Raw genomic sequence first — 19426 nt, 5'->3', positions numbered from 1 at the left:
ATGAAGGTGAACGCGAAAAAACCGCCCAGCATCAGGAGCTCGCCCTGGACGAAATTGACGACTTCAGTTGTCTTGTAGATCAGCACAAATCCGAGCGCGATCAGCCCGTAGATGCAGCCGAGCGCGATTCCGCTCACGAGCTGCTGAATGAAATCCAGCATTCCAGCTTTTCCCCCCGAAACCCCGCGCCCCACCCCGGGGGGTGGACCCATGACCCGTGTGGCGCCCCCCCCGCCGCACTCATGTCCACACCCCGACGCGGTCCCGGTTTCACCCTGACCGCCACGTCGCACCCTGCTTCTCATGGACAAGATCTCGGAGCTGCTGCGTGACCAGGACGGCCTCGTGTCCCGCCGACAGGCCCTCGGGCTGGGGCTCAAGCAGCACGATCTCGAACGCATGCTGCGCCGACGCGAGCTGGCCACGGTCCACCCGGGCGTCTACGTCGAGCACACTGGCCCGCTGACCTGGAAGCAGCGCGCGTGGGCGGCGGTGCTCCTCGCGGGGCCGGGCTCCGCCTTGAGCCACACGTCGGCCGTCCGGATCGCCGAGGGCCCCGGACGCAGGCACGTCGACGACCGCGACATCGAGGTCGCCGTCGACGCCGACCGCAACGTGACGCCAGCCCAGGGGGTGCACGTGCACCGCCTGCGCGACTTCACCGACCGCGCCCTGACCAACCTCGCCCCACCGCGGATCCGCTACGACGACGCGGTGCTCGACGTCACGCTCGACGCACCGACCCGCCTCGACACCGTCGCCGTGCTGGCCGACGCCTGCGGGGGACGTCGTACGACGGCGCAGCGGCTCCTCCGCACCGCCCGCTCCCGCAGCCGGGTGCGCGACCGCGCGTCGTTGCTCGGCGTCCTCGAGGACGTCGCGGAGGGCACCTGCTCGGTGCTCGAGCACGGCTACCTCGACCGGGTCCTGCGCCCCCACGGCCTGCCCGAGGGGCTGCGCCAGGTCCGCTACTCCCACGCGGGGCGGACCTACACCGACGTCGACCACGGCGGAGTGCTGGTCGAGCTCGACGGCCGCCTCTTCCACGACTCGGCGGTGGCCCGCGACCTCGATCTCGGACGCGACCTGAGCGCCGCCGTCGACGGCCTCGAGACGCTGCGCCTGGGGTACGGGCAGGTCTTCCGCGACGGCTGCGCCACCGCAGCCGCCGTCGGCGCCGTCCTGCAGCGGCGCGGCTGGGACGGCGAGCCGACCCGGTGCGCCGACTGCCCGTGACCGCAACCGTGCGGGGAACCGATCCAGGGTCCTGACAGTCGTAGGGTCGGACGAAGGGAAGGTGGTCATGGTCATCAGGAAGATCGCAGCGCTGGTCCTCGGCACGACGCTGCTGGCCGCGTGCGCGGGGGTCGAGCCCGACCGGCGCGACGAAGCGGCCCCGGCACCGACGCCGGCCATCGACTCCGTCCTCGGGTCCGACCAGATCCCGTCGGTCTTCGGGCTGTCGGTGCAGGACGCCGAGGCGATGCTCACCGAGCTCGGGCTGGACGTGACGAGCGGCCCCTACCCTGACCAGGTCGCGCAGGAGTGCGACGAGCCGCCGGGTCGCGCGTGGCGAACCGAGCCCACCATGGGCACGACGTTCTCCCCGGGCGATCCCGTCGTCGTCGTCCCGAGCGGCGTCTCGATGGGCGACGCCTACTGCATCGCGCCGCCGCGACGCCCGGAGTCCTACGCGTTCCTCGACTTCGCCGGGTCGCGCGGACCGGCGCCGGCGTTCGCCGACGAGGTGCGGGTCTTCGTGGACGGTGAGCCGACGGGCACCCTCACCGGGGCGGAGGCGGCGGACCCGGAGGCCTGGGGGGCGGGCTCACCCCTGGAGATCCTCGAGACCGCACGCCAGACCGTCGTGCCTTGGCGGGGACTCCCCTCGCTTGACTACGGCGACTTCCGACCGCCCGTCCTCTCGACGCGGGTCGGCGACCCGCTCGACCTGTGCCGCCAGGGCCGGCAGCCGGACGAGCTCGCCGCTCGCAGCGCCTGGTCCCTCGACATCGTCGTCTACACGACCGCCGATTGTCCGGCCGGTGTCGACATCTACGAGACCGACGGTCTGATCAGCGCCGTGTCTGCCTACTCCGTCGTGCCTCACCCGATCGAGCCGGGCGCGCCGGCAGCCACGGTGCCGGACGTGCGGGGACTCACCGACCACGAGGCCCGACAGGCCGTCGTGGCAGCGGGCTTCGAGCCGAGCTCCTACGTGTTCGACCTGCGGGGCTGCCAGGAGGACGGCACGGTGGTGGCGCAGACCCCACGACCGGACACCCTCCACCCCGCCGGCGAGCGGGTGTCGCTCGACGTCAACGTCAACCGGCCCGGCCGATGCGACGACGGTGCCGACTAGTCCGTCGTCTCCGGCACGACCACGGGCCGCAGCCGGGCCCAGACCAGGAAGCCGACGCCGACGACGAGCAGCGCGAGGCCTGCCCAGAGGTTGGCGTTGACGCCGCCGGTCTTGTCGGTCTCGGGGTCGGCGACGAGGCCGGTGATGGTCAGGATCACGCCGTAGGTGCCGAGCAGGCCGCCGATGATGTTGCGGATGTCGAGGGCGCCGGCGGTGTGCTGGCGCCCGGAGGTGCGAGGTGATGACATGAGGTCCTCCTCAGAAGGCCAGGTTGAGGGCGATGACCATCACCAGGGCGACCCCGGCGAGCGGCATGGTGCGGCGATACCAGGGGTAGGACGCCTCGTCGGCGTCCACCAGGTCCTCGCGGGGGGTCTCGGAGTAGACGAGGCCCTTGAGCTCCGAGACCGGCTTCGGCTTCGTCACCAGGGAGACCACGACACTGAGCACGATGTCGACCACGAAGGCGGTGGCCGCCGCGACGAACGCAGCGCCCTGGCCCCCGAGCGGGATCACGCCGGTGCTGAGCGAGCCGAAGGCGTCCTCGCTGAGGAAGGCGACCGCGATCGCGGAGAGCGTGCCGGCGCTGAGGCCGACCCAGCCGGCCGTGGCCGTCATCCGCTTCCAGAACATGCCGAGGATGAAGGTGGCGAAGAGCGGGGCGTTGAAGAAGCCGAAGAGCACCTGGAGGTACTCCATGATGTTGGAGAAGTTGCTGGCCAGGCCGGCGGTGAAGATCGCGATGACGGTGGCCGCCACCGTCGCCAGTCGCCCGACCTTCAGGTAGTAGTCGTCGTCGCGGTCCTTGACGGCGTACTGCTGCCAGAGGTCGAAGCTGAAGACGGTGTTGAACGCCGAGATGTTGGCCGCCATGCCAGCCATGAACGCTGCGAGCAGGCCGGCGATCGCGAGGCCCAGCAGGCCGTTGGGGAGCAGGTCGCGCATCAGGTAGAGCAGCGCGTCGTTGTAGGCGACCCCGTCGCCGGACGCGCCTCCGGCGACGGACTCGCCGGCCTTGACGTCGGCGATCTCCGAGACCAGGACCGCGGCGATCATGCCGGGCAGGATGGTGATGAAGGGGATGAACATCTTGGGGAAGGCGCCGATGATCGGCGTCTTGCGGGCCGAGGAGATCGAGTCGGAGGCCATGGCGCGCTGGACCTCGACGAAGTTGGTCGTCCAGTAGCCGAAGGAGAGCACGAACCCCAGACCGAACACGATCCCGATCACCGAGAGGATCGGCGAGTCGAAGCCCGAGAGCGCCTGGCCCGGCCAGGAGTTGAGCTGCTGGTCGGCCGGGGCGATGTCGGGGTTGCCCGAGGCGGCCTCGGCGATCTTGTCCTTGAGCCCGCCGTAGCCGCCGACCTTGTGGAGTCCGATCAGCGTCAGGGGCAGGAGGGCTGCGACGATCACGAAGAACTGCAGGACCTCGTTGTAGATCGCGGCGCTCAACCCGCCGAGGGTGATGTAGGACAGCACGATGGCGGCAGCGACGACGAGCGCGAGCCAGAGCGGCCAGCCGAGCAGGGCCCGGATGATGCTGCCGAGCAGGTAGAGGTTGATGCCGGCGATGAGCAGCTGGGCGACCGCGAACGAGATCGAGTTGACCAGGTGGGCGCCCGGGCCGAAGCGGCGCAGCATGAACTCGGGGACCGAGCGCACCTGGGAGCCGTAGTAGAAGGGCATCATCACGATGCCGAGGAAGAGCATCGCGGGGATCGCGCCGACCCAGAAGTAGTGGACCGCCGGCAGCCCGAACTCCGCGCCGGAGGCCGACATGCCCATGATCTCGACGGCGCCGAGGTTGGCGGAGATGAACGCCAGCCCGGTGACCCACGCGGGCAACGAGCGACCGGAGAGGAAGAAGTCGACCGAGTCGGAGACCTGGCGGCGGGCGATGACACCGATGCCGAGGACGACCCCGAAGTAGAGGAAGACGATCAGGTAGTCCACGAAGCTCGCGGAGATGATCGTGTCACTGGCCATGACGGTCGGGCTAGGGACGGTCGGAATCGACAATGCGCTGCCTCGTTGCAGACGTGTCCGGTGGCGGTCACCCGGAGAAACCTCGATCTAGGTGCCCCGATCCGCACCGGGGCAAACGAATCCGCCATCCGTGACACCAGCTCGACATCGGTTCGACATCACTATGACGTCAGAACTGCTTGACATGACGTCACGATGATGTCAAAGTGGTGCGCATGGACATCACCCCCTTCGTCGAGAGCCTGCGACGCGACCTCCTGGCCGCCGCCGAGGGTGCCGGACCCGAGGCCCGCCAGGCTGCGGAGCGGCTCGGCTTCGCCCTCGACCCAGCCGCCCGGCTCGCGCTGATGGAGGCCATCTCGCAGGCGGCGGCGGAGATCACGGCCGAGATGCCGGCGGGAGGGGTCGACGTACGCCTCCAGGGCCGCGAGCTCGACTTCGTCGTCACGGCACCCTCGCCGGCCGACCTGACACCGCCGGCTCCCCCGGCGCCGCCCGCGCCACCGACACCTCCCGGCGAGAGCGACGAGGACGGTGGCGTCGCCCGCATCACGCTGCGGCTGCCCGAGTCTGTCAAGACCCGCGCCGAGGACGCCGCTGCCCAAGCGGGCCAGTCGCTCAACACCTGGCTGGTCGGCGTCGTGCGCAACGCGACCCATCACGGCGTCGTCAACGTCGACATCGACCTCTCGAGCATCCCGTTCCTCGGCGGCAACGACCCGTTGCGCGGCAAGGGCAACCGGCGCATGACCGGCTGGCTCTGACGCTCCGGCGCAGTCCACCCGACCCACTGGCACACCACCCACTCCCAGGGGAGACACCATGACCGAGCACCACTTCGCGACCCTGCACCCCGTCAGCCTCTACGCCGAGATCGGCAAGGGCTCCGTGACCGTCCACGCCGTCGACACCACCGAGTCCCGCGTGGAGGTCAGGGGCCGTGACGCCGAGGGCGTCCGCGTCGAGCAGGACGGCGACGACCTCGTCGTCATCGCCCCACGCCAGCGCACCGGCTTCCTGAGCGCCGGCGACGCGTCCCTCGACTTCGTCATCACCGTGCCCACCGGCAGCAACCTCGCGGTCAAGAGCGGCAGCGCCGACGTGCGCGCGCACGGCCGCTACGACACCTGCCAGGTGCGCTGCGGCTCCGGTGACGTGGCGATCGACGTCGTCGGTGCCGCCACCCTCGAGACGGGGTCCGGCGACGTCCGCGTCGCCCAGACCGACCAGGACGTGCGCGTCAAGAGCGGCTCCGGCGACGTCGTGATCACCCGAGCGGCCGCTGCGCTGTCGGTCTCGACCGGCTCGGGCGACATCGAGATCGGGTCCAGCCACGGCCCCACGATCGTCAAGACCGGCAGCGGCGACGTCACCGTCACCGAGTCCAGCGACGACGTGTCGCTGTCGACCGGGAGCGGCGACCTGAGGATCGGGGTGGCGCGGCGCGGCCGGGTCACCGTCAAGGGCGCCTCGAGCGACGTGCACATCGGCGTGCCCGCGGGACTGCCCGTCTGGACCGACATCACCACGCTCACCGGCCGCCTCCACTCCGGCATCACCAGCGCCGGCCAGCCCGAGGAGGGCGCCGACCACCTCGAGGTCCGCGCCACGACCGTCAGCGGCGACGTCGTCCTCGTGCCCGCCTGACCTGCCCGCCTGACCTGCCCGCCTGATCCCCCACAGCCCACCCGTCGAAGGAGCACCCCATGAACGAGCTGCACCCGTCGATCGAGACCGAGGCCCGCCACCGCATCGCCGAGCGCCTCGCCAAGGCGTCCGTCCCTCGCCTGCCCTCCCGCGGAGCCACGCGCATGGCCCGCCGCCTGCGCACGCTCGCGGACCGCCTGGAGTCCTGACCCGCGGACAAACCCGGTGTCACGTCGCGCCGACTCGGCGAGACTGGTCCGGTGACCCAGCAGCCCGGGGCAGCCCGGATCGGGCTGCTGCAGATCTCGCTGGCGGGCGTCTTGTGGGGCACCGGTGGCCTCGCGGTCCAGCTGGTCCGCGAGACGACGCCGATGTCGGTCCTGACGATCAGCGCCTACCGGATGCTCATCGCCACGATCGTCCTGCTCGCCGCAGCCGTGGCACTGCGCCGGCTGCCCGACGTACGACGACTCCTGCGGGAGCGCCCCGGCCTCGGGGTCGCGGTCGGGCTGGCCACCGCCACCTACCAGGCGCTCTACTTCGCCTCCGTCGTCGCGGTCGGGGTCACGGTCGCCACCGTCGTCAGCCTCGGCCTGGCGCCGGTCCTGCTGACCGTCGGTGAGGCGGTGCACGCGCGTCGCCGGCCGGACACCTCGCGACTCCTGGTGCTCGTCGCCGCCCTGACGGGGCTGCTGCTGGTCAGCTCGACCGCCGGCCTCGGCAGCACCGGCCCGCACCCGTTCCTCGGAGTGCTGGCCGCGATCGGCTCCGGCACCGCCTACGCCCTGACCACCGCGATGGGCCGGCCGCTCGCCCAGAGCACCGGTCCCCTGGCGCTCACGACGACGACCACCACGGTCGGCGCGGTGGCGCTGCTGCCGCTCGGGTTCCTCAGCGGCCTCGACGGGCTGGGCGGCTCGCCGCTGGTCAGCAGCGACCCCGGCGTGCTGGCGCTCCTGGTCTACCTCGGCGTGATGACGATGGCGCTGGCCTACGGGCTGCTCTACGCCGGCCTCCGCACGACCATCGGCAGCGCTGCGGTGATCGCGACGCTGCTCGAGCCGGTGACGGCCGCGGTGATGGCCGCGCTCCTGCTGGACGAACGACTCGGCGCCCCCGGGGTCGCCGGCACCGCGTTGATCCTGCTCGCCGTCGCGGGGCTCGGGCGCGCGACACCCGGCGACCCGCCGCTGCTGCCGCCCGAGGACCTCCCTCGGGACTTCATCGCGACGCCGGAGCGCCAGTAGCCCATGAAGGCCACCTGGAGACGGTCGACGCCGAGGTCGGCCAGCGCGGCTGGCCGCCGTCCTCAGATCTGTGTGCGGTGGAAGTTCTGGAAGGACCGCGACGGCGTCGGACCACGCTGGCCCTGGTAGCGCGACCCGTACTTCTCCGAGCCGTAGGGGTGCTCGGACGGCGAGGTCAGCCGGAAGAAGCAGAACTGGCCGATCTTCATGCCCGGGTAGAGCTTGATCGGCAGCGTCGCCACGTTGGCCAGCTCGAGCGTCACGTGCCCCGAGAAGCCAGGATCCACGAACCCGGCGGTGGCGTGGGTCAGCAGTCCGAGCCGCCCCAGCGACGACTTGCCCTCCACGCGGGCGGCGATGTCGGCCGGCAGGCTCACGACCTCGTACGTCGAGCCCAGGACGAACTCACCCGGGTGCAGGATGAACGGCTCGTCGCCCTCCGGCTCGACCTCACGCGTCAGGTCCGACTGGTCGGCCGAGGGGTCGATGTGGGGGTAGCGGTGGTTCTCGAAGACGCGGAAGAACCGGTCGAGCCGCACGTCGACCGACGACGGCTGCAGCATCGCGGGATCCCAGGGCTCGAGAGCGATCCGGCCGTGGTCGATCTCGGCGAGGATGTCGCGGTCGGAAAGCAGCACGCTGGCACCCTACCGGCCGCCCGACCTGCGCTCCTCGGCGTCACGCACGACGCCCGAGACGTCGAGGCGCGAGACCACCCTCAGTGTCACCCCGGCAGGATGGGGGCATGCCCTTCCACCGCTACGTCGCCCTCGGAGACTCCTTCACCGAGGGCTACGGGGACCCCGACCCGACGCGTCCCAACGGGCTGCGCGGCTGGGCCGACCGGGTGGCGGAGGTGCTCGCCTCGCACGGCGACACCGTCGGCTACGCCAACCTCGCGATCCGGGGCCGCAAGCTCGACGCGATCCTGGCCGAGCAGCTCGAGCCGGCGCTGGCCCTCGAGCCCGACCTCGTGACGATCTACGCCGGGGCCAACGACATCCTGCGCCCCAAGGTCGACCTCGACGCGCTGATCGGGAGGTACGACGACGCCCTGGCGCGGCTCGCCGCCACCGGCGCGCGGCTGCTGGTGTGGACGGCCTTCGACCCGGGCGGCTCGGCGACGTACAGGATGCTGCGCGGCCGCTTCGCGCTCTACAACGAGCTGGTGCGGGAGAGCGCGGACCGGCACGGGGCCGACGTCGTCGACTTCTGGCGGCTGCGGGAGTACCGCGACTGGCGACTCTGGGACGACGACCGCATGCACATGGGGCCGGCCGGTCACCAGCGGATGGCGATCGAGGTGCTCGAGACCCTGGGGGTCGACCACGACCTGGAGCCGCTCCCGCTGCACGAGCTGCCGGTCGTGAGCCGGCGCGACGCGCTGCGCGAGCATGCTGTCTGGGTGCGCACGTCGGCCGCGCCCTGGGTGCACCGTCGGCTCACCGGGCGCTCCTCGGGCGACACCATCTCGCCGCGTCATCCCTCGCTCACCCGGCTGGTGCCGCCCGGTGCCGCCACGGCCGGCGCGGCCGGCGCGCCGACCGACGGGCCGTCGATATAGTCTGGGAGCCGACCCGGGTGACCGGGCCGTGCGGACGTAGCTCAGTTGGTAGAGCGCGACCTTCCCAAGGTCGATGTCGCGAGTTCGAGTCTCGTCGTCCGCTCCACCTCCTCCCTCCCGCCTCCAGCCACTTCACCCGTTCGGGCCCGTGACCTCTGGTCTGGTCCAGCGTTGGACCTTGGTCGGGCGGTCTCCTCTCCACCCGGCTCACAGGACGGGGTGATGGCGAGCAGCGGCGTCACCACCGCCATCGCCCCGTCGCGGCAGCCCCCTCTCCTCGGCCGCCCGGACCGACCTAGTCTGGCCGGGTGGAGTTCACCGGTTTCCCCGTCGCGGCCTTCGACTTCTACGACGACCTCGAGGTCGACAACACCAAGTCGTTCTGGGAGGCCCACAAGGGCGTCTACGACCAGGCGGTCAAGCAGCCGATGACGGCGCTGACGGCGGGCCTGGAGCAGGAGTTCGGCACTCCGAAGATCTTCCGCCCCTACCGCGACGTCCGCTTCGCCAAGGACAAGACGCCGTACAAGACCCACCAGGGCGCCTTCGTCGCGGCCGGCCAGTCGATGGGCTGGTACGTCGAGATCGCGCCGCGCGGCATGCGGGTCGGAGGAGGCTTCTACGAGGCGTCCGGCCCGCGTCTGGCCGCCGTGCGTGACGCGATCGCCGACGACGTGAGCGGCCCGGCGCTGAAGCGGCTGCTCACCAAGCTGGAGAAGGTCGGCTTCGAGGTCGGCGGCGAGCAGCTCAAGACCTCGCCCCGCGGCTGGCCCGCCGACCACCCGCGCATCGGGCTGCTGCGCCACAAGCAGCTCGTGGTCGGCAAGCCCTACGGCTTCGAGTCCTTCATCCACACCCCCGAGCTGCTCGACCACGTGCGCGACGACTGGCGCGCCCTCAAGCCGCTGATCGCGTGGCTGGACAGGGCGTTCGCCGCGGCGGAGTGACGCCGAGTCGGCGCAATGTTGCAGGCGAGCACCGTCGGCGGCTCCCGGGCGGCCCGGCCTCCCGGCATCCCGGGCGCGCGGGTCGTGTGTCGGAGGCTGCGGCAGCGCGCGGTCTGGCGCACACGACTCGGCGGCTGGTCGACCTGGCCACACGGAGTCGTCGAGTCGTGTCGCTCAGAGCGCGCCGGAGCGCTGCCTGCGGCACACGACCGCACCTTGGCGCAGACCGGCCACCGACCCACCGTCGGAGTGCGAAACCTCAGTCGAACCACGCCGGGTCGGAGCCGATCGCCTCGAGCTGCTCGAAGGTGAAGGGCGGCTCGGGGGCGAGCACGGGCGAGTCCTTGCCGTCGGCGGCGTTGTAGGAGACCGTCCACACCTCCCAGCCGGGGGTGTAGACCGAGACCCCACGAGCCGTGACGCCGCCGTCCATCGCAGGACCCTGGTCCTGCCATGTCAGCACGGCCGAGCCGTCCTCGCGCTCGCGGCAGTCCATCCCGGGCCCGGAGGCAGCACGGCACACCTGCATCGGCGTCCCCTCGCTGCGTGCGGGGTTGATGCCGGCACTGGTGAGGAACCCGTTCCACCGGAAGTGCGCGATCTGCCCCTCCTCGCCCGCGTCGATGATCCGACCGGTGCGCTCCGAGGCGTCGGAGATCTCCCCGGGGACGAGGTCACGCACGAGGCCCGGGATCTCCGCAGCCTTCATCGACGTCCGGGCAGGGGCGACCTCCTCGGGGCCGACCGACACCTCCGTGGAAGGCTCCTGCGACGGTACGTCGCTGGGCGGGCCCTCGTCGGAGGGGCCGTCGGCGAATCCCGACTCCACCGTGCGGGCGTCGTCGCCCAGCAGCGACGGCACCACGGCAGCGCTCACCGCGACCGCGCCGACCACGGCAGCGGCGGCCAGCGAGGCGCCGATCCGACCGCGCCGCAGTCGCTGCCGACCTCGCTCGCGCCCTCGCTCGACGATGCCGGCGACGTCGGGCTCGAGCCCGTCGCTGCCCTGCTCCAGCAGGCGGGTGATCCGGGTGCTCTCGTGCTCACTCATGGCGTTCCTCTCGGGTTCTGCGGAGCAGAGATGTCGGCGTCGACCAGCGGCCGCAGCCGGGCCAGTGCCCGCATGCTGCGGTTGCGCACGGCCCCGGACGACAGCCCGGTGCGCGCAGCGACCTCGTCGACCGTGAGGTCCTCGAGGTAGCGCAGCACCACCACCGCCCGGTCCACCGGCGCGAGCCCCCCGAGAGCCTCGCGGAGCGCCAGGCGCAGGTCGCTGGCAGCGGCCGGGTCGGGCGCGGCGGCGTCCGGGAGGGCGTCGTACGGCGTCTCGTGGTTGCTGCGGCGCCGGCGGGCGCTGAGGAAGGTGCGGGTCAGCGTGGTCTGGGCGTAGGCCGCAGGGTTGTCGATGCGGCTGACGAACGGGCGCCGCCAGCGGGCGTACACCTTGGCCAGCGTCTCCTGGACGAGGTCCTCGGCCTGGTGCCGGTCACCGCACAGCAGCCACGCCGAGCGGTAGAGCTGGGGCGTGCGCGCGAGCGCGAACTCCTCGAACTCCCGCTCGTCGAACGTCCCGAGATCGGTCGACATGTCTCTCCTGGTCGGATCCGCCGTGGACCCTCACCCTCTCCGACGCCGACCGACGCGTCCATGTCACAGCCCCAGCGGATCCGGCTGCAGCATCGCGCCGACTCGGCTCAGGGCCGGGTGGTCTCAGGGCTTGGTGAAGGTCGCCATCGTGCGCTCGGGCTCCCAGTAGGCCTTCATCGAGGCGACCGTCCCGTCGTCGTGGACGACGTAGACCATGATCAGCTCGGTGGTGGTGAAGCTGCCGTCGGGGAAGGTCGTGCGGATCGAGCCGATGTTGGCGCAGGTGTTGCTGCCCGGGTTGGCGAAGGAGTCGGTGATGGTGAACTCGAAGGTCTCGATCGGCTCGATCGCCAGCTTCCAGAAGGCGGAGATGCCCTCGTGCCCGCGGTGGCCCTTGCCCTCGGCGTCGAACATCGACGGTCCGACGGGATCCTCGAGCACGGCGTCGGGCGCATAGACGGTCAGCCACTCGGCCAGGTCGCCCTTGGCGACGGCGGAGTAGGAGCGCTGGGACGCTGCGCGCGCCGGGTGCGGGTCGTTGGGAGCGTTCCAGGCGATGGCGTCCGACGTGATCATGCGGGCATCGTAGGCCCAGACATAGAACTTGTTCTAGAAACGCGGGTCCGAAGGTCCCGACATCCCGGGTCTCGCGCCTCTGCCGCTCGACCTCGCCGGGGATCACGCTGGCAGCAGAGCCGGCGGCAGGTCGCCACCGGATCGGGAGGTGGGCACCATGTGGAACGACGACAACGGCAGCTGGAACGGGATGCACGACGGTGGAGCCTGGGTCGGCATGGGCCTGATGATGCTGCTCACGACCTTGCTGGTCGTCGGGTTGTTGGTGTGGATCCTGGCGATGCTGCGTGACAGCAGGCACGCGAGCACCACGCCGCCTCCGGCCACGACGGGCCCGTCCCCCGCGGACGAGCACCTCGCCAGCCGCTTCGCCCGGGGCGAGATCGACGCCGCCGAGTTCGAGAGCCGCGTCGAGGTCCTGCGCCTCGCCCGGCTCGACCGACGATGAGCGTCACCTGACGTTCACCCGCCCGCCGTCTGCCCCTGGCCCGCTGCTGGCCCGGCGCTGGCTTGCGGCTGTGACCGTGGCGACATGGCCAAGCGCAAGGCATTCCTCCACGTCGGCCTCGACGACCGCTCAGCGGACTTCCTCGACGCCGCGCTCGAGCTGCACGGACACGCCCTCGCCGACCTCGGCGTCAAGCGGCCCGCCACCTCTGCCGAAGAGATGTTCCGCGCCGCGATCGAGATCCGGCGCGAGCACCGCGCCTGGGGCTACGACCGCGCCGAGGTCGAGGGTGCCTGGTCGCGCATCTGCCGTCGCGGCTACAAGGGCAAGGACACCCTGGTGTTCAGCCAGCCCCTGCTCGCCGACGCCACGCCGGACCAGATCGCCCTGCTGCTCGACGCCCTCGCCGGCTTCAAGGTCCACGTCGTCGTCACCGTGGCCGCCCCGGACACGTGGAGCGACCCGGACCTCGACCTCGGCGCGATCCTCGACCGCTGGACGAAGGCGGTCGGCAAGCCCGGGCGGGTGCACGTGGTCGTCGTACCTCCCGACCGTGGTCGCAAGGCCGTGTGGAAGGCCTTCGGCAAGATCGTCGGCTTCGGGACCGCGTCGCTGCCCCTGGACGGCGTCGGCAAGCCGCTCGTCGAGCGCCCGCAGCGGCTCGTCTCCATCGAGCGCCAGGAGGCGCTGCGCGAGCTCGGGCGGCGCTGGGAGCACCAGGTCGCCAGCCGCGAGGTCGACGTCCACGGCGACCTGACCGACCTCTGCGACAACGGCTGCGCCGTCGCGGACCCCCAGGAGCTGATCCACAGCTCCGACCAGGCACTCAACGACGCCCTGCGTGAGCTCGAGCGGCTCGCGCGCCGCAACGACACGCTCAGCACCCGGGTGGTCGAGCTGGAGCGCAAGCGCCGCAAGCTGCGCCGTCGGGAGAACGACCCGTCCGTTGCCTGACCTGCGGCTGGATCAGTGGGGCTGGATCAGTGCGGCTGCCAGGCGTCCTCGTCGGCGGTGCGGGACGTGACGGCCTTGGGGAGCTTCTGGTCGGCGAGCTGCTGGATCGAGACCTGCTCGAAGACGTCGCGCAGCGAGCGGCGCGCGGCGATCCACACGTGCTGGAGCACCTCGGCGGACTCGTTGTAGCTGACCGCCTCGGGACGCAGGCCGTAGACCGAGACGAGCGGGCCGTCGACGGCCCGGATGACGTCGGCCACCGACACCTCACCGGGGGGCCGACCCATGCGCCAGCCGCCCGACTGGCCGCGCTGCGACATCACGATGCCGGCGCGCCGCAGGTCGGCGAGGATCGCCTGGAGGAAGCCGTGCGGGATCTCCTGGAGCCGACCGAGCTCTTCGGCGCTGACCGCGCGACCGTCGACCCGCGAGGCCATCTCGATCAGCGCACGCAAGGCGTAGTCGGACTTGGCGGAAACTCGCATGAAGCCAGTGTCTCAGATAGATCGAGTCAATCACTGGACCAACGAGCCGCTGGTGCCGATCGACGGTGAGGGGCGGGAGATCCGGATCACGCGTGCTAGCCACGGCTTGCATGCAGCAAGCACCCTGCCTATCATTATGTTACCGACGAGTAGCGTCCTTCCTCGACACAGAAACGGTGGGTCAGTGAGCCACTACAAGAGCAACCTTCGTGACATCGAGTTCAACCTCTTCGAGGTCCTGGGCCGCGACGAGATCCTGGGCTCCGGCCTCTTCGGCGAGGTCGATGGCGACACCGCCCGCGAGATCCTCGGCGAGGTCGACCGCCTGGCCCGCGAGGACCTGGCCGCGTCCTACGAGGACAGCGACCGCAACCCGCCGGTGTTCGACCCGCAGAGCCACACCGCGCCCATGCCGGAGAGCTTCAAGAAGAGCTACCAGGCGTGGATGGACGCGGAGTACTGGCGCCTCCAGATCAACGAGGAGCTCGGCGGAACGCCGGCCCCCGCCACGATCAACTGGGCGATCGGTGAGCTCGTGCTGGGCTCCAACGCCCCCATCCACATGTACGCCGCCGGCGCGCCCTTCGCGGGCGTCGTGCACCGCAACGGCAACGACCGCGACAAGCGCGTCGCGCAGATCATGGTCGAGCGCCAGTGGGGCTGCACCATGGTGCTGACCGAGCCCGACGCGGGCTCCGACGTCGGCGCCGGCCGCGCGAAGGCCACCCCCAACGAGGACGGCTCGTGGAACATCACGGGCGTCAAGCGCTTCATCACCAGCGCGACGCACGACATGAGCGAGAACATCATGCACCTCGTCCTCGCGCGTCCCGAGGGCGTCGACGGCGTCGGCGGCCCGGGCACCAAGGGCCTCTCGCTCTTCTGGTTGCCCGAGACCCACTTCGACCACGAGTCCGGCGAGCTGACCGGCGAGCGCAACGGCGTCTACGTCACCAACGTCGAGCACAAGATGGGCATCAAGGTCTCCAACACCTGCGAGGTCACCTTCGGCGACCCACAGGTCGGTGGCGGCGAGGCTGCCCGGGGCTGGCTCCTGGGCGAGGTCCACGACGGCATCGCGCAGATGTTCCAGGTCATCGAGAACGCCCGCATGATGGTCGGCACCAAGGCCATCGCGACCCTCTCGACCGGCTACCTCAACGCGCTCGACTACGCCAAGTCCCGCGTCCAGGGCGCCGACCTGACCCAGTCGGGCGACAAGACCGCGCCGCGCGTGACGATCACGCACCACCCCGACGTGCGTCGCTCGCTGATGACGCAGAAGTCCTTCTCCGAGGCCATGCGCGCCCTCGTGCTCTACACCGCCTCGTGGCAGGACACCGTCATGATCGCCGAGCACGCCGGCGAGCGCGACGAGCTGGCCGAGAAGGTCAACGACCTGCTGCTCCCGATCGTCAAGGGCTACGGCTCGGAGCGCTCCTGGGTCCTGCTCGGCACCGAGTCGCTCCAGACCTACGGCGGCTCGGGCTTCCTGCAGGAGTACCCCATCGAGCAGTACGTCCGCGACGCCAAGATCGACACCCTCTACGAGGGCACGACGGCGATCCAGGGCCAGGACTTCTTCTTCCGCAAGATCGTCAAGGACCAGGGCAAGGCGCTGGGCCACCTCGCGGGCGAGATCCAGTCGTTCATCGACTCCGAGGCCGGCAACGGTCGCCTCAAGGTGGAGCGTCAGCTCCTCGCGACGGCGCTGGACGACGCCAACGCGATGGTCGCCCACATGATCAACGACCTGATGTCCGCCCAGGACGAGATCCGCAACATCTACAAGGTGGGGCTCAACACCACCCGCCTCCTCATGGCGCTGGGCGACGTGGTCTGTGGCTGGCTGCTGCTGCGCGGCGCCGAGGTGGCGCTGGGCAAGCTCGGTGGCGACGACCTGTCCGCCAAGGACAAGGCGTTCTACGAGGGCAAGGTCGCGGCTGCTCAGTTCTTCGCGCAGACCAACCTGCCCCGCCTCACCGCCGAGCGCGCCATCGCCGAGGGCATCGACCTCTCGCTGATGGACCTCGCCGAGGACGCCTTCTGATCCTGCTCCACCCGCACCGACGCACGACCCCCGCCCGGGTGACCGGTCGGGGGTCGTCGTGCGTCAGGGATCGGTCAGGCCGGGCGCCCGCGCAGGCTGCCCGGCTTGCGGTAGCGCACCGCGTCGAGCGCGGAGGTGAAAGCACGCTGCGACTCCGCCTTGACCAGGACGCTGTAGGGACCGTCGCGGTAGAGGTGGACGCGCCGCAGCACGACGTCACGTCGCGGGGTCTCCTTGGCCCACCGGAAGCCCCACCCGCGCCAGTCGGCCGGGCGGGCGTCGTACTCGTCACGGAAGTTGCTCTTGGCCGCGCGGACCGAGGACCAGTGGGTGTAGGTGATCGTCGCGACGCCGCCGGGTGTCGAGAGACGGCAGTCGAGGACGGTGAGCCGGTTGGCGGTGCCGCCGGCCTGCGCACAGCCGGCGGGGTCCTTGTAGACCCAGGCCAGGCCGGCCACCCCGCTCGGCTCGCTGCAGGCATCGGGGCCGTCGGTGCCCGTGCCGTCCCAGCAGCGGTACGACGGCGGTGGCGGTGCCGGGGTCGGGCTGGGGCTCTGCGTCGGGCTGGCCGACGGGCTCGACGACGGGCTCGACGACGGGGTCCTGCCGGGTCCCGGCCCGGTCGTGGCCTGGTTGCCGGGCCCGGGGGTGCGGGTCGGGCCCGGCCCGGTGGGCTCGGTGCCCTCACCGCCACCGCCACCGCCACCGCCACCGCCACCGGGCAGTGCCGCACCCTGCCCGGAGCCCTCGGGCGTGCCGCCGCCCGGGAGCGCCTCGCCCGGGCGGACCTCGGGGCTCGCCGGCACGGTCTCGGTGCTGAAGGTGACGCCACCGACGATCGACGGTGGCACCTCGGACACCTTCGCGGGTTCGGTCGCGACCGTCGTGGTCTCGTCGACGCGTCGTTCGTCGCCCTGCAGGCCGAGGGCGAGCGCCGTGCTGACCCCGAGGACGCCGACCACGCCCAGGACCGCGAGGGCGCCGCTGCGGCGGGCGTTGCGACGGCTCGGCTGCGCCGCCGCGCTCGGGGCGACCGTGGCGGCCGGCACCACCACCCCCGGCAGGACGGAGTGGCGCACCTGGGTGGCGGCCGGGAGCGCCAGCCTGTCGGGAGCGGAGGCCACGACGGCCGCGAGGTCGGCGCGCATCGCCCGGGCGGAGGTGTAGCGATCCTCCGGGAGCTTGGCCAGCGCCGTGGTCAGGATCGCGTTGATCGCGGTCGAGAACGCGTCGGTGGCAGGCAGCTGCGGCAGCGGTGCCTGGAGGTGGGCGACCGCGATCTCGACGTCGGTGCCGGCGTAGGGGGCGGTGCCGGTGAGCACCTGCCAGAGCACGCAGCCGACGGAGTAGAGGTCGCCTGGGACCCCGGCCTGCTCGGCGCGGTGCCGCTCGGGGGCCATGTAGGGGAACGATCCGACCAGGGCGCCCGTGCGGGTCACCTGCTCGCCGGGCGCCGTGGCGATGCCGAAGTCGCACAGGTAGGCGTGCAGGCGCTCGCCCCGCTGCCGGAGCAGGATGTTGCTGGGCTTCACGTCGCGGTGCACGACGCCGACCCGGTGGGCGTCCGCGAGACCGTCGAGCACCTGCATGACGAGGTCGACCGCCTGGCCCGGCGCGAGGCCTCCAGGACTGCCCAGCCGGTGGAGGAGGTCTCCGTCGGGGATCAGCTGCGTCACGAGGAACAGGCAGCCGTCGAGCTCGCCGTGGTCGTGCACCTGGACGACGTGGGTGCTGTCCATCCGCGAGAGCGCGAGCGCCTCCCGCTTGAAGCGCGCCCGGTAGTCGTCGTCGCCGGCCAGCTGCGGGGCGATGATCTTCAGCGCCACCTCGCGGTCGAGCACCCCGTCCACCGCAGCGAAGACGACCCCCATCCCGCCCCGGCCGAGCTCGCGGACCAGGCGGTAGCGGCCGAAGTCCTCACCGACGGCGGGCAGGCGGATCATCTGTGGGGCTCCAGGGGGTGGTGGTTCAGGGAGAGGGGGTCGGGCGGCGCAGGCCCTCGCGGGCGGCGGCACGGACGGCGTCCGTGAGCGTTCCCAGGGCGAGGCTGTCCAAACGCCATCGCTGCCAGAAGAGTCGTACGTCGACGTGGCCGCGCTTCAGCAGGCTCACCACCCGTCCCTCCGCCAGGTCCGGCAACGCCTGCGGATCGGGCAGCATCCCCCAGCCGAGCCCGCGGCGCACCGCCTCACGGAAGTCGTCGGAGGTCGGCACGCGGTGCACGACCGGTGGCAGCGCGCCGGCTCCTGCTCGCCCGGCGAGCAGGTCGTGCTGGAGGTCGTCCTTCTCGTTGAAGACCACCACCGGCATCCGTGCCCAGTCGTGGCCGCGGCCGACCCGCCACCGCTCGGCGAAGTCCGGCGCCGCGACCGGGCGGTAGCGCAGCACCCCCAGCGGCTCGACCACGCAGCCCTGCACCGGGGTCGGCTCGGAGGTGACCGCGGCGAGCACGTCACCGCGCCGCAGCAGGGCCGCGGTGTGCGCCTGGTCCTCGACGTGCAGCCGCAGCGTGGTGCCCGACCAGGTCGCCACGTCGCTCATCACCGGCCGGAACCACGTGGCCAGGGAGTCGGCACTCACGGCGACGGCCAGGTCGAGGGGCACCCGCTCCGAGCCGGCCGGCGCGTCGCCCAGGGCGTCGCGGGCCTCGTCGTACAGGAGGCGGGTCTGGCGGGCCAGGCGCAGCATGGTCTGCCCGGCCTCGGTCGGTCGGCAGGGTGTGGTGCGCCGGACGAGCACCCGGCCGGCGCCGGACTCGAGGGCCCGGATGCGCTGGCTGACGGCGCTCGGGGTCACGTGGAGGTGGCGCGCGGCGGCGTCGAAGGTGCCGTGCTCGACGATGGCCACGAGCGCTGCCAGCTGGTCCGGATGCGGCTGCATGAAGCAACTCTAATGATCCCTAAGATTCTTTCGCTGGTCTTGTGTCCAGACGCCGCCTAACGTCGGCGGCGTGCTCGACTCCCTCGCCTCCGGGCTGCTCACCGGCCTCACGCTGATCATCGCGATCGGCGCGCAGAACGCCTACGTCCTGCGGCAGGGACTCCTGCGCGCCCACGTCGGCCCCGTGGTGGCGGTGTGCGCGATCTCCGACCTGGTCCTGATCGTGGCCGGGGTCAGCGGCATCGGGACGATCGTGGAGCAGGCGGGCTGGATCCTCGACGTGGTGCGGTGGCTCGGCGTCGCCTTCCTGACCTGGTACGGCGTGAGCTCGCTGCTGCGCGCCCGTCGCCCGCAGAGCCTGGAGGCGGCCCGCGCCGGGGCGCCGTCGCTGCGCGCCGCCGTGACGACCGCGGTGGCGCTCACCTGGCTCAACCCGCACGTCTACCTGGACACCGTGCTGCTGCTCGGCTCCATCGCCAACGCCCAGGGTGAGGGTCGTTGGTGGTTCACCGTCGGCGCGTGCACCGCCAGCATCGTGTGGTTCACCGGCCTCGGCTACGGCGCCCGGCTCGCCGAGCGGGCGCTCGCGACGCCGCGCGCCTGGCGGATCCTCGACGTGCTGATCGGCCTGACCATGCTCGCGATCGCGGTCAAGCTCGCCCTGGGCTGAGATGTCCGGGCTGACTCTTCCGG

The 19426-nt window shown here is 71.6% G+C and carries 21 protein-coding genes and 1 tRNA gene; 13 read left to right on the top strand and 9 right to left on the bottom strand.

Translation table 11 applies throughout. The features are described 5' to 3' along the window. The first annotated feature begins 303 nt into the window (after window positions 1-303). Window positions 304-1236 carry a type IV toxin-antitoxin system AbiEi family antitoxin domain-containing protein gene (locus RMN98_RS19615; protein ID WP_309650506.1) on the top strand — a complete coding sequence of 311 codons (933 nt, stop codon included), beginning with the start codon at window positions 304-306 and terminating at the stop codon, window positions 1234-1236. A 67-nt stretch (window positions 1237-1303) separates the two neighbouring features. Beyond that, on the top strand, window positions 1304-2362 hold the full coding sequence (locus RMN98_RS19610; protein ID WP_309650505.1) for a PASTA domain-containing protein: 1059 nt from the start codon (window positions 1304-1306) through the stop codon (window positions 2360-2362). Here the strand turns inward: RMN98_RS19610 and RMN98_RS19605 are convergent. Together RMN98_RS19605 and RMN98_RS19600 are read right to left on the bottom strand one after the other, a co-directional pair. After that, the gene (locus RMN98_RS19605) at window positions 2359-2610 is read right to left on the bottom strand and encodes a hypothetical protein (protein WP_309650504.1); all 252 of its coding nucleotides are present in this window, start codon (window positions 2608-2610) and stop codon (window positions 2359-2361) included. The two genes, RMN98_RS19610 and RMN98_RS19605, sit on opposite strands and share 4 nt — an antisense overlap. Before the next feature lie 10 nt (window positions 2611-2620). Next, complete coding sequence (locus tag RMN98_RS19600) at window positions 2621-4348, bottom strand: sodium:solute symporter family protein (protein WP_309650503.1); 1728 nt, start codon at window positions 4346-4348, stop codon at window positions 2621-2623. 215 nt (window positions 4349-4563) lie between these two features. Between RMN98_RS19600 and RMN98_RS19595 the strand changes: the two genes are divergently transcribed. Genes RMN98_RS19595 through RMN98_RS19580 form a run of 4 tightly spaced genes read left to right on the top strand, consistent with a single transcriptional unit; the run spans window position 4564 to window position 7242 of the window. Further along, entirely contained in the window at window positions 4564-5112 is a 549-nt protein-coding gene (locus RMN98_RS19595; protein ID WP_309650502.1) for a pilus assembly protein HicB, read from the top strand. A 58-nt stretch (window positions 5113-5170) separates the two neighbouring features. Next, window positions 5171-5995 carry a DUF4097 family beta strand repeat-containing protein gene (locus RMN98_RS19590; RefSeq protein ID WP_309650501.1) on the top strand — a complete coding sequence of 275 codons (825 nt, stop codon included), beginning with the start codon at window positions 5171-5173 and terminating at the stop codon, window positions 5993-5995. A gap of 59 nt (window positions 5996-6054) precedes the next feature. Beyond that, complete coding sequence (locus tag RMN98_RS19585) at window positions 6055-6204, top strand: hypothetical protein (protein ID WP_309650500.1); 150 nt, start codon at window positions 6055-6057, stop codon at window positions 6202-6204. 51 nt (window positions 6205-6255) lie between these two features. Further along, complete coding sequence (locus RMN98_RS19580) at window positions 6256-7242, top strand: DMT family transporter (RefSeq protein WP_309650499.1); 987 nt, start codon at window positions 6256-6258, stop codon at window positions 7240-7242. 62 nt (window positions 7243-7304) lie between these two features. Here the strand turns inward: RMN98_RS19580 and dcd are convergent, their stop codons facing one another. After that, a complete protein-coding gene (gene dcd, locus RMN98_RS19575) occupies window positions 7305-7880 on the bottom strand; it encodes a dCTP deaminase (RefSeq protein ID WP_309650498.1) in 576 nt (191 codons plus the stop codon). Between the two features lie 107 nt (window positions 7881-7987). Between dcd and RMN98_RS19570 the strand changes: the two genes are divergently transcribed. From RMN98_RS19570 to RMN98_RS19560, 3 genes are all read left to right on the top strand, one after another. After that, window positions 7988-8806 carry an SGNH/GDSL hydrolase family protein gene (locus RMN98_RS19570; RefSeq protein WP_309650497.1) on the top strand — a complete coding sequence of 273 codons (819 nt, stop codon included), beginning with the start codon at window positions 7988-7990 and terminating at the stop codon, window positions 8804-8806. Between the two features lie 30 nt (window positions 8807-8836). Beyond that, window positions 8837-8912, top strand: a tRNA-Gly gene (locus RMN98_RS19565). A 202-nt stretch (window positions 8913-9114) separates the two neighbouring features. After that, on the top strand, window positions 9115-9753 hold the full coding sequence (locus RMN98_RS19560; RefSeq protein WP_309650496.1) for a DUF2461 domain-containing protein: 639 nt from the start codon (window positions 9115-9117) through the stop codon (window positions 9751-9753). A 259-nt stretch (window positions 9754-10012) separates the two neighbouring features. On the opposite strand, the gene RMN98_RS19555 is transcribed toward RMN98_RS19560, so the two are convergent. The 3 genes from RMN98_RS19555 to RMN98_RS19545 form a co-directional block, all read right to left on the bottom strand. Then, window positions 10013-10804 (bottom strand): hypothetical protein, encoded by a 792-nt coding sequence (locus RMN98_RS19555; RefSeq protein ID WP_309650495.1) that lies wholly within the window; start codon window positions 10802-10804, stop codon window positions 10013-10015. Continuing rightward, window positions 10801-11340 (bottom strand): SigE family RNA polymerase sigma factor, encoded by a 540-nt coding sequence (locus RMN98_RS19550; RefSeq protein WP_309650494.1) that lies wholly within the window; start codon window positions 11338-11340, stop codon window positions 10801-10803. The genes RMN98_RS19555 and RMN98_RS19550 overlap by 4 nt, the downstream gene beginning before the upstream one ends. Before the next feature lie 123 nt (window positions 11341-11463). After that, window positions 11464-11916, bottom strand: coding sequence for a nuclear transport factor 2 family protein (locus RMN98_RS19545; protein WP_309650493.1), 453 nt, complete (start codon window positions 11914-11916; stop codon window positions 11464-11466). A gap of 157 nt (window positions 11917-12073) precedes the next feature. On the opposite strand from RMN98_RS19545, the gene RMN98_RS19540 reads away from it, so the two are divergent. After that, complete coding sequence (locus RMN98_RS19540; protein ID WP_309650492.1) at window positions 12074-12364, top strand: SHOCT domain-containing protein; 291 nt, start codon at window positions 12074-12076, stop codon at window positions 12362-12364. An 84-nt stretch (window positions 12365-12448) separates the two neighbouring features. Beyond that, window positions 12449-13318, top strand: a complete 870-nt coding sequence (locus RMN98_RS19535; protein WP_309650491.1) for a hypothetical protein — start codon at window positions 12449-12451, stop codon at window positions 13316-13318. 26 nt (window positions 13319-13344) lie between these two features. On the opposite strand, the gene RMN98_RS19530 is transcribed toward RMN98_RS19535, so the two are convergent. Then, the gene (locus tag RMN98_RS19530) at window positions 13345-13803 is read right to left on the bottom strand and encodes an Rrf2 family transcriptional regulator (protein WP_309650490.1); all 459 of its coding nucleotides are present in this window, start codon (window positions 13801-13803) and stop codon (window positions 13345-13347) included. A 184-nt stretch (window positions 13804-13987) separates the two neighbouring features. Here RMN98_RS19530 and RMN98_RS19525 point away from each other — a divergent pair, with 184 nt between their 5' ends. Beyond that, window positions 13988-15853 carry an acyl-CoA dehydrogenase gene (locus tag RMN98_RS19525; protein ID WP_309650489.1) on the top strand — a complete coding sequence of 622 codons (1866 nt, stop codon included), beginning with the start codon at window positions 13988-13990 and terminating at the stop codon, window positions 15851-15853. A 74-nt stretch (window positions 15854-15927) separates the two neighbouring features. On the opposite strand, the gene RMN98_RS19520 is transcribed toward RMN98_RS19525, so the two are convergent. Next, window positions 15928-17796 carry a serine/threonine-protein kinase gene (locus RMN98_RS19520; protein WP_309650488.1) on the bottom strand — a complete coding sequence of 623 codons (1869 nt, stop codon included), beginning with the start codon at window positions 17794-17796 and terminating at the stop codon, window positions 15928-15930. A 25-nt stretch (window positions 17797-17821) separates the two neighbouring features. Further along, window positions 17822-18733 (bottom strand): LysR family transcriptional regulator ArgP, encoded by a 912-nt coding sequence (locus RMN98_RS19515; RefSeq protein ID WP_309650487.1) that lies wholly within the window; start codon window positions 18731-18733, stop codon window positions 17822-17824. 70 nt (window positions 18734-18803) lie between these two features. Here RMN98_RS19515 and RMN98_RS19510 point away from each other — a divergent pair, with 70 nt between their 5' ends. Beyond that, window positions 18804-19403, top strand: coding sequence for a LysE/ArgO family amino acid transporter (locus tag RMN98_RS19510; RefSeq protein ID WP_309650486.1), 600 nt, complete (start codon window positions 18804-18806; stop codon window positions 19401-19403). Window positions 19404-19426: the final 23 nt, after the last annotated feature.

The sequence above is a fragment of the Nocardioides sp. genome (genome assembly GCF_031397825.1).
Lineage (GTDB): Bacteria > Actinomycetota > Actinomycetes > Propionibacteriales > Nocardioidaceae > Nocardioides.
The sequence above is the reverse complement of the archived record's forward strand: the minus strand, read 5'-3'. Positions and strand labels throughout refer to the sequence as shown.